This window comes from Candidatus Zixiibacteriota bacterium (assembly GCA_034439475.1).
Classification (GTDB): domain Bacteria; phylum Zixibacteria; class MSB-5A5; order GN15; family FEB-12; genus JAWXAN01.
Genome location: JAWXAN010000078.1, coordinates 12600 through 28812, shown reverse-complemented (window position 1 = coordinate 28812; position 16213 = coordinate 12600). Strand labels below are relative to the sequence as shown.

The 16213-nt window shown below is 46.6% G+C and carries 10 protein-coding genes and 2 pseudogenes; 6 read left to right on the top strand and 6 right to left on the bottom strand.

Features of this window, described 5'->3' with window-relative positions:
• Nucleotides 1-2: 2 nt before the first annotated feature.
• From SGI97_11190 to SGI97_11165, 6 genes and pseudogenes are all read right to left on the bottom strand, one after another.
• Entirely contained in the window at nt 3-1322 is a 1320-nt protein-coding gene (locus tag SGI97_11190) for an efflux RND transporter periplasmic adaptor subunit (GenBank protein ID MDZ4724444.1), read from the bottom strand.
• 1 nt (nt 1323) lies between these two features.
• Nucleotides 1324-2628 (bottom strand): TolC family protein, encoded by a 1305-nt coding sequence (locus SGI97_11185; protein MDZ4724443.1) that lies wholly within the window; start codon nt 2626-2628, stop codon nt 1324-1326.
• A gap of 716 nt (nt 2629-3344) precedes the next feature.
• Nucleotides 3345-3752 (bottom strand): annotated as a pseudogene (locus tag SGI97_11180) (DUF3387 domain-containing protein).
• Nucleotides 3753-4068: 316 nt separating this feature from the next.
• Nucleotides 4069-4389, bottom strand: a pseudogene (locus SGI97_11175) (DUF72 domain-containing protein).
• 193 nt (nt 4390-4582) lie between these two features.
• Nucleotides 4583-5587 (bottom strand): nucleotidyl transferase AbiEii/AbiGii toxin family protein, encoded by a 1005-nt coding sequence (locus SGI97_11170; GenBank protein MDZ4724442.1) that lies wholly within the window; start codon nt 5585-5587, stop codon nt 4583-4585.
• Entirely contained in the window at nt 5580-6218 is a 639-nt protein-coding gene (locus tag SGI97_11165; protein ID MDZ4724441.1) for a DUF6088 family protein, read from the bottom strand. Before SGI97_11165 ends, SGI97_11170 begins: the two co-directional genes overlap by 8 nt.
• Before the next feature lie 676 nt (nt 6219-6894).
• Between SGI97_11165 and SGI97_11160 the strand changes: the two genes are divergently transcribed.
• The 6 genes from SGI97_11160 to SGI97_11135 all read left to right on the top strand — a co-directional run bounded on the left by SGI97_11160 (nt 6895) and on the right by SGI97_11135 (nt 16112).
• Entirely contained in the window at nt 6895-10047 is a 3153-nt protein-coding gene (locus tag SGI97_11160) for a helicase-related protein (protein ID MDZ4724440.1), read from the top strand.
• Complete coding sequence (locus tag SGI97_11155) at nt 10047-10361, top strand: hypothetical protein (protein ID MDZ4724439.1); 315 nt, start codon at nt 10047-10049, stop codon at nt 10359-10361. Before SGI97_11160 ends, SGI97_11155 begins: the two co-directional genes overlap by 1 nt.
• Complete coding sequence (locus SGI97_11150) at nt 10342-13863, top strand: putative DNA binding domain-containing protein (protein ID MDZ4724438.1); 3522 nt, start codon at nt 10342-10344, stop codon at nt 13861-13863. Before SGI97_11155 ends, SGI97_11150 begins: the two co-directional genes overlap by 20 nt.
• Before the next feature lie 99 nt (nt 13864-13962).
• A complete protein-coding gene (locus tag SGI97_11145) occupies nt 13963-14778 on the top strand; it encodes a hypothetical protein (GenBank protein MDZ4724437.1) in 816 nt (271 codons plus the stop codon).
• A 120-nt stretch (nt 14779-14898) separates the two neighbouring features.
• On the top strand, nt 14899-15555 hold the full coding sequence (locus tag SGI97_11140) for a hypothetical protein (protein ID MDZ4724436.1): 657 nt from the start codon (nt 14899-14901) through the stop codon (nt 15553-15555).
• A complete protein-coding gene (locus SGI97_11135; protein MDZ4724435.1) occupies nt 15552-16112 on the top strand; it encodes a hypothetical protein in 561 nt (186 codons plus the stop codon). The genes SGI97_11140 and SGI97_11135 overlap by 4 nt, the downstream gene beginning before the upstream one ends.
• Nucleotides 16113-16213 lie beyond the last annotated feature (101 nt).

The following is a 16213-nucleotide window of genomic DNA, read 5'->3' as shown; positions in this document are numbered from 1 at the left end:
TCTTAGTGGTCATGAGCGGCTTCGGATTTACCAAAGTCGGCTTTTAACAAAAAGCTGTTAGACGCGGCAAATTCATCCCCGTGCGCCAGACCTGACAGAATTTCCACCATCTTCCCATCGCTCCGGCCAAGCGTAACAGGCACGGCATGAAAGCGTCCGTCTACACGAACAAAGACAGCCGTGGAACCTTCGACTGTCTGTATGGCTTCATCAGGGACAGCGAGCAGAACATCTGTTTCAGACACTGCTATTTTTGCGGTCACAAACATTCCAGGTAGCCAAATACGATCCGGATTTCGGAGAACCATCCTCGCTTGCCCGGTCCGGGTACGTTCGCCAACTACAGGGCCAATATAATCAATAGTTCCTTCCGTCTTTTCGCTAATGCCTGTAGAGGATAGCGCTACGCGCTGTCCAATTCGAAGCTGGCCAAGATACTGGGGGTAAATGCTGATCGCAACCCACACAGTTGAGAGGTCTGCTATCACAAAAATATCTGCATCGTCTCGTACGAACTCGCCAAGAGTTACATGCTTTTCAATTATTGTGCCGGACATCATCGATTTGACATCGTATGAAGCAACACTCTGGTTGCTCTGCACGACCGCCAACACTTCACCTGAATCGACACGGTCACCGAGATTCTTGTGCACGTTCAGAGTTATACCAGAGAAACGAGGGACTATATGCGCGACTTTGTCCGCATTCAGAACAATTTCCCCGGGGAGTTCAACTACATGAGAAATCCTACCCGGACCTGCTTTCTCCAGCCGAATATCATTTGACTGTATGGCTTCATCACTGAGAGCAATACTCCCCATTGATCCGCTTCCATGTTCCGCTCCGTGTCCGTGTGTTTCCTCCTGAAAGTACGTAGTATCGTAAACGGCATCCGAAATCTTTATCTTCATTGAGAGAGTAAATTCATGAGGTTCAGCAATCTCTTGCTCGCTTTGCAAAAATCCATCGGACTGTCGGAACGTGAAGGAATCGGTTCTCTCAGGCCGCGCAAGACTAATCACCATCTGTGTCGGGTCGATTGTAACAGATTTTTGTGAATTATCGGTAAGATAAAGTCTAAATTCGGGAGGAACACCTTTTTCAAAGATTGACACTTCTACAATATAATCGCCAAAGCTGACAAGCTTGCCCCCATTCGGACCAGCCGGTTCGCCGTGATCATCGTGCTCATCATGTCCAACTTCAGAACCGTGATCGTGCGGGTCATTCGACTTGGCAGGCTCAGTGCGGAGAATCATCATGCTTGTAATCGCAAGAACAAGCACAAGTACCGCAGTAATAACAAGTGGATATCGTTTCATTCTACCTACCTTCATTGGAGAGTAAAAGATCATCTGAAAGTCCAAACAATCTTTGTAAATTGATAATCTCTAGGTTGATTTGTGACTGAAGTTCGATTCTCTCAGAATAGAGTTCTATCAAGTTTCGTTCAACTTCAAGTAAGTCCGCGTAACTGAGTCGTCCCGATTCATAGGCTACGCGCATTGATTCAGATGCGGCCTGCTGTTGAGGAATAAGGATGGATTCGACAGTCGAAATTTGTATCAGAATCTGCGCAATACGGGCCTCGCGCTGTCTGACTTCAGAGAGAGCATCGTTACGGTTCTGCAAACGACGAGCCCTAAGTTCCTCCTGCTCGGCGCGAACTGCCAATATATTCCCTTTGTTGCGGTTGAAAAATGGGAGTGGTAACGACACACCCATTACGAAAGTTGTGGCATCCTCTCGTTCAAGCCGCCGGATTCCGCCGCCGAGGGTTAGATCGGGCTTCCTTTGGGCCTGCGCATTAAGCAGTCGGGATGCCATGAGCACACTGTCGGCTTCAAAGAGGAAATCACTTCTCACCTCAGCGTTAGGTTTTGGGTACCTCCATTGCCCTGAAATATTCGAAAATATGCCTGAAACTGAATCAAATTGGGGTGTACTATCAAGCCATGATGCCGCCAAGGCCATACGCGAAACATTCAACTCTGCAGAGGCGTCACCTTCCATCAATAGGGCGCGATCTAACGCCAATTGGCCGAGAATTTCGTCGGCCCGAAGTGCCGCTCCTGCAGTTACCATTCTCCTGGCGCTTGAAACCAGTTCACGAGCGGATTCAGTTGATCGTCGCGATAATTCGTAGCCCAGCTGTGTATAAAGCACCTTATAAAATCGCTCCTTCACGACCAGATACAAATCAAACTCGCTAATGATAGCTTCACGTTCGATTCGCGACTTCTCAGCGGTGGCAACATTTCGCCTTGCGGATCGTTTACCTCCCAACTCTAAAGTCTGCGACAGCACTACCGTGATTTCCGACTGGCTAAATCCCGGGAGTGACGCGGAAAACTGTTCGATATTTACTCCGAGTTCCGGATTTAGTCGAACACCTGCTTGGGTCACCCGATGTCCTGCGGCGTCGATACTATGGCGCAGAGCCGCGAGTCCAGGATTGGCGCGAACTGTCAAGGACCAGGCCTCGCTCAAAGTCAGACCAGTACCAACAGCTGTGTCTGTTCTTCCCGAATCAGACTTAGGGGTCTTCCAGCTTTGCGAATGTACATTATTCGCGTATATGAATGAGGATGATATGAAAAGACACATCCACAATCGTAATTGCTTCATGCTATTCTCCAATATTATGTAAACAGAAATTGCCCTCAGTTCAGGGTACGTTCTGAACTGCATGGACTGCTTAGTTACAAAAATCGGATAAAATCAACAGCGAAGAATTGGGGGGGATGAAAAGACCGAAGGCGGGTTAATGTCTTTGATTGAATTTGGGTGAAGGTGTTCAAAACGGAAGTCGGCAAACATTGGTAGCGCCGAAATCGGGGCGACTGAGACATGACTTTTGTCTGATATACGGTGGAACTTTGATTGCGGCAATCCTTGGTCAAACAGATCAAAGTGGTAGTGACATTCTGTTTCTTCACCGTCCTCGCAAGAATTCCCGAAAAGTTCTTCGGCTGGTCCGCAATCATCGTCGCTGGTACATTCTTCTCCTGAGAACAAAGAGTCAGTGTGCATTTCGTCATCATGGCAATGCAGGGCTATGAATTGCCCAAAAAAAGTCAGACTCCAGAGGGGAAATAAGACAGGAAGGAGATATTTGTGTACTTGTTGCCGATTCATCTGGTCATTATACTTATATTAACGGGTTTCGTCCAGATTAATGTCGGACATTTATTTGAGTTCCATTAGCAGGATAATTCACAGTTTGGCAACGGAATTTAAAAAAAACGTGAATATGAGTTCAATGCCAAATCTCCAGACTTGGCGCTATTTCTTAGATACAAATTCAATCGGTATCGTGCCTGATTTGTAATCAAGCAGTTTTTTTAGCTATTGGCCCAGGTTTCGCTCAGCATTGCCGCTTGCTCTAAGATCGTCTGTGTAGCCTTCTCCTGTTTGTCCGGCGGATAGCCATGCTTTTTCAAGATTCGACTCACGATGACCCTAATTTTAGCTCTGACGCCTTCCTTCATCGTCCAATCGATGCTCACATTCCGCTTCACCGAGTCTACCAGCTCGCGGGCAATTGTTCGAAGGGCATCGTCCCCCAGGATCTTTACCGCACTATCGTTGACTTCGAGTGCGTCATAAAACGCGAACTCGTCGTCAGTCAAACCCAACTCATCCCCTCGCTTTTCCGCTTCTCGCATCTCTTTAGCCAATGAAATTAACTCCTCGATAACTTGAGCCGTTTCAATGGCTCGGTTCTGATAAGTTCGCACTGCCTTTTCCACTCTTTGCTATGACCAGCGGCTTGCCAGTCAGTTCAGGATGAAACCGAAGACAGACTTCGATTGAGAAATTTGGCACAAACACGTGAGCGACACGAGAACCTTTCATGACGCCAGCCTGATCATTCTGCCTTCGACACAAATCCGGCCAGCATCATAATTCAAAATATAAGGAAAAACAGTCCCAATCAAGAAACAATGGCGGGAGTTGCGAGACGAGTTCATCAACTGGATAAAAAACCAAGCAGCATGAATTATGCCCTGCGGTTCTTGTTCAGATAGTACTTTGTAAGACTTTAGTCAGCTCAGTCGACGTTTTTTAGGAGGGTTTCCAAACGTAATGCTGTCGTTGGGGCGTGTGATTCGTTATGTACGTCAGTACCTTCACATGCTGAGCAATGAGTTTCAGAATGACATAGGCCCAGCGGACTAAACGCTCCTGCCGGTTAATGACTTCCTTGTCCCATTTCTGCGTTATTGCTTCTATTTCTTTGCGATCTCCAATCAGCCGGATATAGCTGAAGTCCGTTGTAACCGGATTAAATGGAAGCTCATCACCATGCGGCATCCATGTCTTATCAGTCAATGCCAGAGCGATATTGTGCTCCCCGAAGCGAACGTAAACCGAACCTTTGATAGCCTGATTGCGTACTTTTTAAGCGCCGCATGAGGGAAAAACCCACCGTCGCTAAAAACATAATTGAAGAGGAACGTGACTATTTCTGGTTCCTTATCACTATCTCCAATCTCTTGGCCGTCGTCGGAGCGTGACCGGCGAAGTGATTGTTAATATAAGTCAGGACTTTTACATTCTGGCAAATCGAAGTGAAGTTTCATTTTTGAGGATTTTCATTTTTATTAATCTCATTCTCCAAAGAAGTCAGTCCGTCCATTATCTCCTCAAAACTTGGAATAGTCCCAAAAAGCATCGACTGCATGGAATCATAATCTTTTTTTAATTCAGAAATATTGTGTACTGGAGGCAACAATCTGAGACTGCCTGGTTTTGCATCTTCGTACTTTGCCCAAGGGCTTCGATAGAATTTCATCTTAAACTGTGCGACTGCATCCAACAGATTGAGATCCGCAATCGCCTTCGCCCGGACCGGCAGGCAACTCAATCGATACAGATCATAATAGTGCCGGGAGTAACGTGGCGGGAGAGATTTGTCACTCCCACGGTGGGCTTCCTGGTGTAGGATAGTGGCCTTCTCCCAAAATGTTCGTTCGGCAGAAATAGTTTTTACCACCGTGAATTGTTGGTCAAATAACTTGGGGAACTTCTCTGCCGCAAATGGACGAATTTCCTTTTGCTCATTGGGTACAGATTCCGCCAATGGTCCGATTTCAAGTATTATCTGAGGCTGAATTGCCGTCAATGAGAATGCCTTTGGATACTTTATGAATACTATCTGACCGGAAGTCTCAATCTCTATTTCGGCATCGAGACGAATTTGTAGATCAGTGCGCATTATTGGCGCGAATTTTTGTTCAAGAAACTCCGCCGTCTTGTCGTTTGCTTCCTTTCCAAAGATATCCTGCTGAGTTGAACTGCGCTCTTCCCATGGCTCATCATCCGAATAACCAAGTATCTTCCAGTCCAAAATTATATCGATATCTTCTGAAAACCGCTCGATCGCCCCAAATGCTTTCGAAAGGCTCGTCCCCCCTTTGAAGGCCATACTATCTTTCCACTTATTGTCGTGAAACAAATAATCAAGAACCCAGCAAACCCAGAAGTCTTTCTCAATGATCGCCTCATGCACTTGCATTTGTTCTGCGGTAGCGCGAAATAGCTCTTGGCGTTCTTTTTCCGGGCGCTTGGCTATCTCACGCATCACGCGGCTCACTATTCTCGGCCAACCGCTTGATTATATCGTAAACCCAACTCGTCGCATATTTCGCCTCTCGGATGGCTCGGTTTAGCTCTTTTGCATCGAATTTTGTGCGTAGTGTGACCATTATCGACTGGTTGACATTTTTCTCGCCAAGAGTCTTAAGCGCTTGGACGAGCAGGGCCGTTTTAGGTGAGAGTATGCTTGTCTCCTTATTCGCTCGATGCTTGAATGCCAACGTACCGCCGCTCCATGTATATTGTCTGGTAGGACCGTCACTGAAATACTCCCATTTTGCGGGGACCTGAGTCGACAATCCGAGGAGATTCATTGCCGTCTCTCCTGATGGCAGAATTGTCCAACCTTGTGCTCGCGCTTTTGCTCTGGCAATGGCATCCGGATCAGGACTGGACAGGGCTTGGAGCAGATTGCTATACTCCGGGTAATCGTAGACCCCTGGAAGAACTCGTCGAATTGTCCCTTGTCTGGTCAGACGGTCGAGGATTGATCTCGTCGTTCTATGACCAGCAAGATCGAGGAAGTCTTTTGGAGTAAAAACCTTACCCCTACCTTTACCATAAATCCTTGCAAGTATCTTACTTGTAATAGTTTGTGATATAATTAAAGCGCTCATTTTGAAACGGAAAATACCTAATTTTCGTTGCAGTGTCAATCTCAATTTTATGCTTCCTGCATTGATGGCGGCGAGCAATACAATTTTTTTTCAAGGGAGTTTTGTGATTGAAATCGAATCCGTTGTGCGTGTTGTTTCGGGGATCAAAAGTCTATTCAGATTAAGCCGGTCGGGCAATGACGCAAAAGGGAAATAAGGACGGCTTGCATTGATATAGCCGCATTGACTGATTCCATCATCGGCGCAAAATCGAATGTATTGGCTTCCAAATCGTTAGATGACTTAACGGCACCCGGCCATCGCTTATGTAGCGACGTGCGAATATCACCCAGTGAAGGTCTATTGGTTGAATGTGAAATTATACTAATACGGCACATGAGTGTATGTATACAGCAAGAATCGAAATCGTCTATCACAAGGTGGGTGGGGTGCTGTTGTGCCTAACAGTTCACAAATTTCAACTGGAATAGGAATCGCAACTAAGCAAAGCACTATCTCGACTTGCCACCACTATGAGATTATCAATCAACTATTTAGGTCTTGCTAATTGGTTAGGATTTTATCAAATTCTTGTGTGTCTATAGGGTTGGTATAGCCACGAATCAGAATTAGGATTTGATGATAAAATAGTGTTGTAGTTCATTCTTAAATTGATTGGATCTGATAAGAAATATTAATGTCAAAAGAAGAATCAAGGGGCGGGGATCTCTTCATAGTCGATAACAGCGACTCCGATTGGAAGGTCAAACAGTACCTTCGGGAATGGGCTGACCTTGCAAGCAAATTCGATATTGCTACGGGTTACTTCGAAATTGGCGCATTGCTTGCCTTGGATGGCCAATGGCAGAAACTTGATCAGCTTAGAATCCTGATGGGTGATCCAGTGTCGCTGAGGACCAAGAAGGCACTAATTTCTGGCGTAGAGAGAATGAAAACTCGCCTTGACGATAGCATAGAGAAGGAAAAGGAACAGAACGATTTCCTGCTCGGTGTCCCGGCTATTCTATCCGCCATTGCTAAAAAGCAAATTCAATGCAAGGTGTATACAAAAGACAAGTTTCATGCCAAAGCATACATCACTCATGCCAAACAAGCTGTTATTGGTTCTGTTGCTCTTGTCGGATCAAGCAATTTTACGTTTCCGGGGTTGACGACTAATATTGAGCTGAATATCCAAATCCGCCGAGAGGTCGAAGAGCTACAGGCATGGTATGAAAAACACTGGAATACAGCCGAGGATATTTCAGATGATGTTCTGAAGGTAATCGAGCGCCATGTCCGTGACTATTCTCCCTTCGAAGTATATGCCAAATCTCTTCAAGAATTCTTCAAGGGACACGAGTTAACCGTCGGAGAATGGGAGCTTTCTGAATCGATAATCTACAATGTGCTGGATAACTATCAGCAAGAAGGATACCGATCCCTGATGAAAATTGCCAGTCAGCACAACGGAGCGTTCCTCTGTGATGGCGTAGGGCTTGGTAAAACTCTGGTCGGCCTCATGCTCATTGAGAGGCTTTGTACGTTCGATCGAAAACGAGTCGCTTTGTTTGTTCCTAAAGCCGCTAATGCCCCGGTTTGGGAAACTCATCTAAAGAAATACTTGCCCCGTCTCAGAGGCGACTTCAGTAATCTGGCTGTATACAATCATACCGATCTTTCCAGAGAGGGCGATTGGGAGGACAAAATGGCTCGAATCGGCGAACAGGCGGATGTTATCATCATAGACGAAGCGCATCACTTTCGTAATCGAGGCATCAAAGGAGAAGGAACAAGAAAGCCCTCCCGTTATCGGAAAATGTATGAAGTGTGCGAGGGAAAGACCGTTTTCCTTCTGACTGCCACTCCTATTAATAACAAGCTCGCCGACCTCCACAACATGATTTCTCTTTTTTCAAGAGAGGACAAAGGCTATTTCAAAGCCGCGCCCCTCGGAATTCATTCTCTTCCTGGGCACTTTCTAAAGATGGAGCGAGCCTTAAAAAAACTCATTGGCGAAAGTCCAGAGGCTCTTGGTGAGATCAACCAGCTTGAGGCCGAGCGGATCTTGCGAGATGATACTCTCTTTCGTGCCCTTGTAGTTCAACGGAGCCGGGCCTATGTTCGTGCGAGCAACGAACAACAGGGAAAATCAAGTGCCACTTTTCCCTTTCGAGACCAACCGCGCGTAGTCAACTATTCAATGAAGGAAACCTATGGAGCCCTCCTCAAAAAACTCGAAGACGCATTTGAGAAGGAGAATCCTCTCTTCACACTCGCGAATTACTATCCTTTGTTTTATTTGAAGAATGACAAGGTTGAAAAAGATGCCATGGAAGAGGGCAGGCAGAAAGAAGTTGTGGCTCTCATCAGGACCAAGTTCCTAAAGCGCTTCGAAAGCTCAGTGAAAGCATTCGAGCTTTCCTGTGTGGCACTCATGCAAAAGCTCTTAGCCTTCCAATCCCATTTTAGCACCACGAAATCTCAAAAGTCACAGCTGAAGAAATGGAATCAGATCAACGAAGAGATCCTGACTTATGCGAACGGCATGAGAAAGTACTTTGCTACTCGACCGTTAGATGATGACGAGGATGATGATTTTATTTCTTCTGACCTTGTTGAGTCCTTCAAGGAGTATGAAATTGACAACAATATCTCAAGAAGTTCCCATCGAGTCGAAGACATGATCACCGCTACGCAGATTGATCTTGACCAAATAGTCGAATTTCTGCGTGAGACAAAAAAGTTTAAGCCAAGCAACGACGATAAACTAACTTCTCTAATCCAACTCCTATCAACAGAAGACCGGCTCAAAAACGACAAAGTCCTAATTTTTACTGAATTTATGCACACTGCAAAGTACCTTCAGGATGAATTGGTGAGAGCAAGCATTAAAGGTGTGGACGAAATAGACAGTTCTGATTCTCGTGACCGGAGTGAAACCATAACTCGCTTTTCTCCTTACTATAATGGTTCAAATTCCACCGAGCTCGAAAAGAAGGGACTCACGGAAATTCGTGTTCTTCTCTCAACAGACGTCCTCTCCGAGGGCCTGAACCTCCAGGATGCCTCTTGCATGATCAACTATGACCTCCATTGGAATCCCGTAAGGCTCATGCAGCGAATCGGACGAGTCGACCGACGACTCAGCCCTGACATCGAAAAAGCCATGCTGAGCGACCATCCGAGTCGAAAAGGCACGCGTGGAACTGTGCAGTTTTGGAATTTTCTGCCTCCCGATGAACTTGAGGATATTCTTAAACTTTATGCCAGAGTCTCTCATAAAACGCTACGTATCTCCAAAGTTTTCGGCATCGAGGGAAAAAAACTCCTCAAGCCGGACGATGATTTTGACGCGCTTAAGGAGTTTATCCACACCTATGAAGGAACAACCAGCACGATCGAAGACATGCACCTTGAGTACCAGCGGCTCCTGAAAGCGTTTCCAGAATTAGAGCAAAAACTCGAAGCCATGCCCGGCAGACTCTTCAGTGGCAAACAACATCCTAAAAAGGGCACACAAAGCGTCTTTTTTTGCTATGCCCTTCCCGGACAGGTCAAAGAGACGGGTTCCGATGGATCCGAAGAAATTAGGTGGGAAGAATCCAAAGGACTCAGGAAGTGGTATTTGTTCGATCTTGGCACCGAGAAAATACTGGATGAACCTGATCAAATTCTGGACTTGATTCGGTCGAAACCAACTACTCCTCGACGGCGATCACTGCCTGACGCATCACTGACTGAAATTCGAGTTAAGCTTGAAGTGCACATTAAGAATACGTACCTCAAACAAGTTCAAGCGCCAGTCGGCGTTAAAGCAAACCTGAAAGCATGGATGGAATTGAGTTAGTGCCTACTGATCAAGATATTCTCACTGCTATTTCCCAGGTCAATAATCAACAGACCTTTATCGAGAAACTTCTTCGAGATACACTTCGCTGGCCCATTCCAAAAGGTACATCAACAGTTGAGGACGTGGCCTACGAATGGCCGCTAAGTGAATTCCACGGGAGTGGCCTGGATCAGCACCTGCTTGATGAGCGAATACTTCAGATTCAGCCCCTTGATCCTGAGACACAGCAACCTTGGGGCATATTCGTTCTGCGATTCAAGAGTCAGCGAACCCTTCCTGAGAGAACGCGGTATGACTACCGTTCTCCGTAGCATTCTTAAAGACCTTGTACCAAGAGCGCGCCGCAATCCGGACCGCCCGGCCTGGAACCGTGAGCACTTGCTGTTCATATGCACGCATGAATACCGGGATTTCCGCTTTGCCTACTTCAAGCCATCAACAGACAATTCAAAGGCCGAACCACTAGCGGGATTCGGTTGGAATCAGCAAATGCTCGCTCGTACCGTGTGCGAGTACAATCTGAAAGAGCTCGAATGGCCGTCTCCTCGTGAACAGGCCGACCCCGATATTTGGGCAAAAAAGTGGGCGAAGGGTTTCGATGTCGAGAAAGTATCACGGGCATTCTTCAAAGAATTTGAAGAGCTCTTCTTCGATACTTCAGACTACTTCAGCGATATCTTCCCAAATGAGTCTACTAGAAGGCTAGTCACTCAGCGACTGTTCAATAGACTCATGTTTCTCCGTTTCATTGAGCAAAAAGGATGGCTACGTTTAGGAGAACGGAAAGACTACCTTAAAGCACTCTTTGAAGCCGGAGGCATCGGAGGTCAATCCGTTTTTCAATCTCGTCTGCAGTTTTTGCTCTTTACTGCGCTTGCAAAACCCGGCCATCAGGATGATGAGAGAATTGGACACGTCAAATATCTGAATGGCGGTCTGTTTGAACGTACTCCAGAAGACAACCTGATAAACGACATCCCAGATCGAGTACTAGCCCCAATCATCTCAGCGGTCGGGCTGTTCTACCGATTCAACTTCACCGTTGAGGAGTCTACTCCTCTTAATATTCAGGTCGCCGTTGATCCAGAGATGTTAGGTAAGGTCTTCGAACGTCTTGTCACGAGAGAAGATCGTCGAGGCAAGGGCGCTTACTACACTCCGAGAAACATAGTAGCCTTCATGTGCAAAGAAACTCTCAAAAAGTATCTTGGAGGGCATGAAGAGCTTGTCGACAACCATTCGAACGAGAATTTGTCTCTTAGAGAAGCGCAAAGCCTTTTACAGCTTATTAGGGACGTACGGATTGTCGATCCAGCCTGCGGTAGCGGGGCGTATCTAGTAGGAATGCTGAGTGAATTGGTAATTATTCACCGTCTCCTGGAAAATAGGGCGGAGCCAACAACCGCTCATGATGACTATCGTCTCAAACTGAACATTATTCAGAACAATCTTTATGGCGTCGATCTTGAGGCTTTCGCAGTAAATACTGCATGTCTTCGATTATGGCTTTCACTTGCAGTCGATTTCAAAGGTGACGACCCTGAGCCACTACCAAATCTAGATTTCAAAGTCGGCGTCGGAGACAGCCTTTCTGCTGCTAGTCCAGTAGATTTTCCGTACGACCTTTTTGATAGTACACTTATCGAACAGATCAGAGTGTTAAAACTCGAGTATGCTCAACAAACCGATCCGACGAGAAAAGAGGACATTCGTTCCAGTATTCATAGGATACAAAAGGACTTGGAGCGTAGAATCCACGCCACTGCTCCAATGGGAGTGTTTAACTGGGTTGTTGATTTTGCAGAAGTCTTCCTCCCTCGTGCGGCTGAAAGTACGATTGCCGGAGAACTGAATCCCGGACACCAACTTGCCCCACCAACCGCGCCGGGCGGATTCGATATTGCCATTGCCAATCCGCCCTATGGTGTAAAAGTAGAAAATTCCCTTCGCGAGCGCTATTTTCCCGGGAACACTGACGGTAGCCAATCCAAAGATACCTATGGCATCTTTATGGCCAGAGCGTTACAACTGCTTCGGCCAGGTGGTCAGTTTAGTTTTATCATTTCAAACACCTGGCGAACTATCAAAAGCCATCGACCACTGCGAACACTGTTGCTCCGCCGGACTTCGGTCCATCACTTGCTTGATCTTCCATCTTGGGTGTTCGACGCGACGGTCGATACCTGCATCCTTACATTGACCAACAAACCACCTGACGAGAATCACAGTCTTATTGCTGGCGATTTGCGGGCTATCCCATCTGACGACAATGCGTTGCTCAATACAAACCTGCTCGCCGTCGCCTCTCACGGATTCGATGCCCAGACTTTAACCTATGCCCGGTACACGTATTGTCAAGACCAGATCGCCGCGTACGACCATTACTCCTTTTTTATCGGATTGCCTTCATTACAGAAATTGTTGACCGATTCTAATTTTACGAGGCTGGGTGATGTGGCCGATGTGGTTCACGGCATTTCGACAGGGGATAATAAAAAGTATGTTCGAGTCCGACTCGGCGCCGATTCTTCTTACGATCCTATAGACGATTTCATGGTAATGCCCGAAGAAGAAATGGTGGCATTGAGCCCTATTGAAAAAACCACGGGCGTCGACAAAGACTGGACATCACTGACAGGTTGCTTTGTCCCGTTTGAGAAGGGTGGGGCGAGTGACACAGAAGAGGGTTGGCTCCCGAATTACTATGTCCCAACACCCTACTTCATCAATTGGGCTAGAGGAGCCCTCCAAGATATGAGGAATAATCCCGGACATCGCTGGTTCAATCAAGAATATTTTTTCAAAGCTGGCTTATCCTTCTCTGTTTCTGGTATTTACGCGCCCACATTTAGGATAAATAGCGGTGCTATCTTTGAAGCAAAGGGTTCAGGCATCTTTTCAGACCACTATCATCAGGAATTACTTTTGGGCCTCCTTTGTTCAATGGTTGCGAGGTATCAATTCAAAGTCTTTGTGAAGCACTCTGTGGATACCAGCGGAGATGACATCAAGGAATTTAGATTCCCCGTAATTCCCGATACTGCTGCGACGGAACTCCGTTCGCTTGTAATGGACATTGTCGTCAAGCAGAAACAGAATCAAACATATTCGTACCAGTTTTTTGAACAAAAGCAAATCGACCGTATTATCTATGAGTTGTTTGGTCTGCGTGTCGAAGACATCCGAGAAATCGAACTTTGGTACTGCCGCCGTTATCGCAAGCTTGCCGAAGCGCAAGGCTTCACCGCCGAAGTCAAGACGAAGTACGCCGACTATCTTGCCCATTGCGAATCGGTGCTCTCCAAACCACCCAAATACTGGAAGTCTCACCCGATACTCACCCTTATCGCCAATGGAGAAGGCCAGCATTTGGAATTCAAAGCGACATTGGAGGCTGACACCACGACCGGTCTTAGTCTGCCATCCCTACCCGCACAGGTTCTGAAAACGATCTGCGCATTCGCCAATGCCGACGGGGGCACACTTCTAATTGGTGTGGCCGATGCCGGAACTATAGTGGGACTGGAAAAAGATTTCAAACTATGCGGACGCAATCAGAACAAAGACGGCTTTCAACTGAAACTTCGCAACCTTATAAACAGCCGACTTGACCCGTCCCCAGCCGCCCAATTGGATATTGTCCTTCAAGACCTTCCCGAAGGAACAGTGTGTGAAGTGACCGTTCGCCGCTCAGAGGAGATCATCCACTTTGACAAAGAAGTTTATATCCGTGAGGGAAACCAAACCCGCAAGTACGATGGGCGTGAGTTAACGGATTGGGTTGCAAAGAGACAAGCAGCCAGTGCTAAATAGTCATTATCTCAAGCGGGGGCGGCTTCCTTACGATGAAGAGCGGATAAACTTCGTTGAGTACTGGGCTCACATAGGAAGAAAAGAGAGACTGGGAGACAAGTGAATTATCAAACAGTTCGAAGCATTGTAGGCGTGGATTACTCCGAAACGATGAAGATGGTGAAGTATATCAAGGGCAAGTTGTCGTGTGCTAAATACCAGGATATTAACAAGCGTCTTCCTCAAAGTGTACCGAGCGTCTACCTGAAATACCGGAACATGAGACGCCTTTCGTTTGATCTGAGAAAACGTGGAGGCATTAAGGTCTACTTTTGGTTACCAAAGAGACTTAAGCAAGGCGTTGCTCGATCGTTTAAAATAATACCCGAAAAGGGAACCGGTTGGACGGGATTTAAAATTTCAGATCGGCAGAGTCTCGAGACGAGTGGAGCCCTTAGTGCCATTATCGAGTATTGGCAAGATTGTGTGGCGGCAATCGATCAGGGGGAAGATACTCAGCTGTGGAAGCGAGAGGAGTTGGTCAAAGATTTGGTGCGACAATGTTATCTAAATACTACCATTTTGGAAAATAAGAAGTTCCCTGACACAAAGTTTAAACCAGACATTGTAATCAATTCCAAGAAGTTAGTCATTCAGGTTGATGGGGCGCAGCACTACAGGCGCGTGCTAAGGTTTCATCCCACTGAAGCAGATTTTCTGACTCAGAAGCTCCGGGACACACAGTGCGACGAAATCTGCAAACGGAAGAGATATACAGTCCTGAGAGTCATCACTGATGCCGCAGAACTTCTAACAGAAGCCGAAATGAAAGCCATCGTCACGTCGATTGAAGGCACCTGCAAAGTATATTTTCTTGTCCGAAATGGAGGAGAATTGGAATGCGGGGACGTAAGCCCGCTCGAAGGTGGGGTGTGAAATGGGACACCTAAGACTTGGCATTACTATTCGACACCTTCGGGGCCAGAGGAAGGAAGTAGCGGGCGTAAACTGCGAAAAAACGAGAATTGAATAAGTGAAGTGATAAGGATTACAGACGTGGACTCTAAAGAGGAAAAATCGAAGCAACTCGAACAGGCATCTCAACCTATCTGGGCAATGTTTGAATTTGTAGTCTCGGGGCGAATGAAGGTTGAAAACACGTTAGCCCTGTTTCTGGCAATCAACACACTATTTATTGTTGCTTTTCTGGAGCTTTTCAAGACAGAACTAACAACACTTTCTTTAGCGTACCTGATTCCATTCCTGCTTCTGGTGCTTCCTTCGCTGGCAATGTTTGCCACATTCGCCTCACGGTCTATCCAGGTGCCTTGGATTGACAAGGAAAAGCTAACTGCTACTCTTGATAAATCCGAATTTCAAATCGAGTTGCTGAGTGAGGTATATGCTTCCGCAGATCAGTCCCACACCGCCAAGAAGCGTGCGTCGTGGTTGCTACGAATTTGCCTTTTTTCAGTGGGAATCGCAATCGGTTGGTTGGTTATGATCTTTCTGCACTATATCTGTTGCAGTCAGATGTTGGTAACCGAGAAGATTGTTGTGATAGTGCTAATTGCATTAGGCCTTTTCCTGTGCATATTCTTAGTGGCTAAGAATATGCAGGCATACCCATTCGAGCAGAGTAAGCGTGATATCCGTAATGACCTGAAAAAGTGGATCGAGGAACCGAATGCCAAAGAAGGGAATATCGAATGACGCCTGAGGAAAGAGCAACACAGACAGCGGCGGAATTTCACCAAGTTTTACTTGCGGCATTAAGGCAACGTGAACAGGAAGTAATCAAGTATGTCGCAATACTGACCCCTGCACTTGGCGGCTATATCTGGCTTATCAAGGAGGATGTTACTTCCAAAGTATTTCAGGTTGGTTCGTCGGGTGTGATTGTCTTATTGTTAATAGGGACTGCGTACACGCTTGCTCTGGGTTATAACTCCAGATACATTACCCTGCAGTTGGCTAAAATTGAAGTACGACTTGGAATGACGGGTTTCATCCTTGATTCCTGGCCAAGGACGTCAAGGGCCTTCGCGGATCGTTACGGGTTGTGGCTATTGCCTCCCGATATCATTAAAACATTCTATTTTGCTTTTCTGGGATCCAGCGCCTTTGTAACACTGTCTGCGCCAGCGCTCTATAGCGACGCCTGCTGGGTAGTGGTGATTGGAGTGATTGCGATCATCCTCGGCTTGGGGCTGCCTTTCTATTTTGGAAAGAAACTCAGGGATTCTGCATTGGGTGAGAGAGATTGGTGACAATCAAAATCGAGCGAGGCGGATCTTTCCATGCTCGAAAGGAGCATCCAGTGTCAATTCTGGTGTTACAATGGCTACTCTGACCAGAGTTCATGGCCCTT

What these genes read in the sequence shown, in the direction of transcription:
- SGI97_11160 (MDZ4724440.1), top strand. Translation starts at nt 6,895, where the DNA reads ATGTCAAAAGAAGAATCAAGGGGCGGGGATCTCTTCATAGTCGATAAC.
- SGI97_11170 (MDZ4724442.1), bottom strand. Translation starts at nt 5,587, where the DNA reads ATGCGTGAGATAGCCAAGCGCCCGGAAAAAGAACGCCAAGAGCTATTT.
- SGI97_11135 (MDZ4724435.1), top strand. Translation starts at nt 15,552, where the DNA reads ATGACGCCTGAGGAAAGAGCAACACAGACAGCGGCGGAATTTCACCAA.
- SGI97_11190 (MDZ4724444.1), bottom strand. Translation starts at nt 1,322, where the DNA reads ATGAAACGATATCCACTTGTTATTACTGCGGTACTTGTGCTTGTTCTT.
- SGI97_11165 (MDZ4724441.1), bottom strand. Translation starts at nt 6,218, where the DNA reads ATGAGCGCTTTAATTATATCACAAACTATTACAAGTAAGATACTTGCA.
- SGI97_11150 (MDZ4724438.1), top strand. Translation starts at nt 10,342, where the DNA reads ATGACTACCGTTCTCCGTAGCATTCTTAAAGACCTTGTACCAAGAGCG.
- SGI97_11185 (MDZ4724443.1), bottom strand. Translation starts at nt 2,628, where the DNA reads ATGAAGCAATTACGATTGTGGATGTGTCTTTTCATATCATCCTCATTC.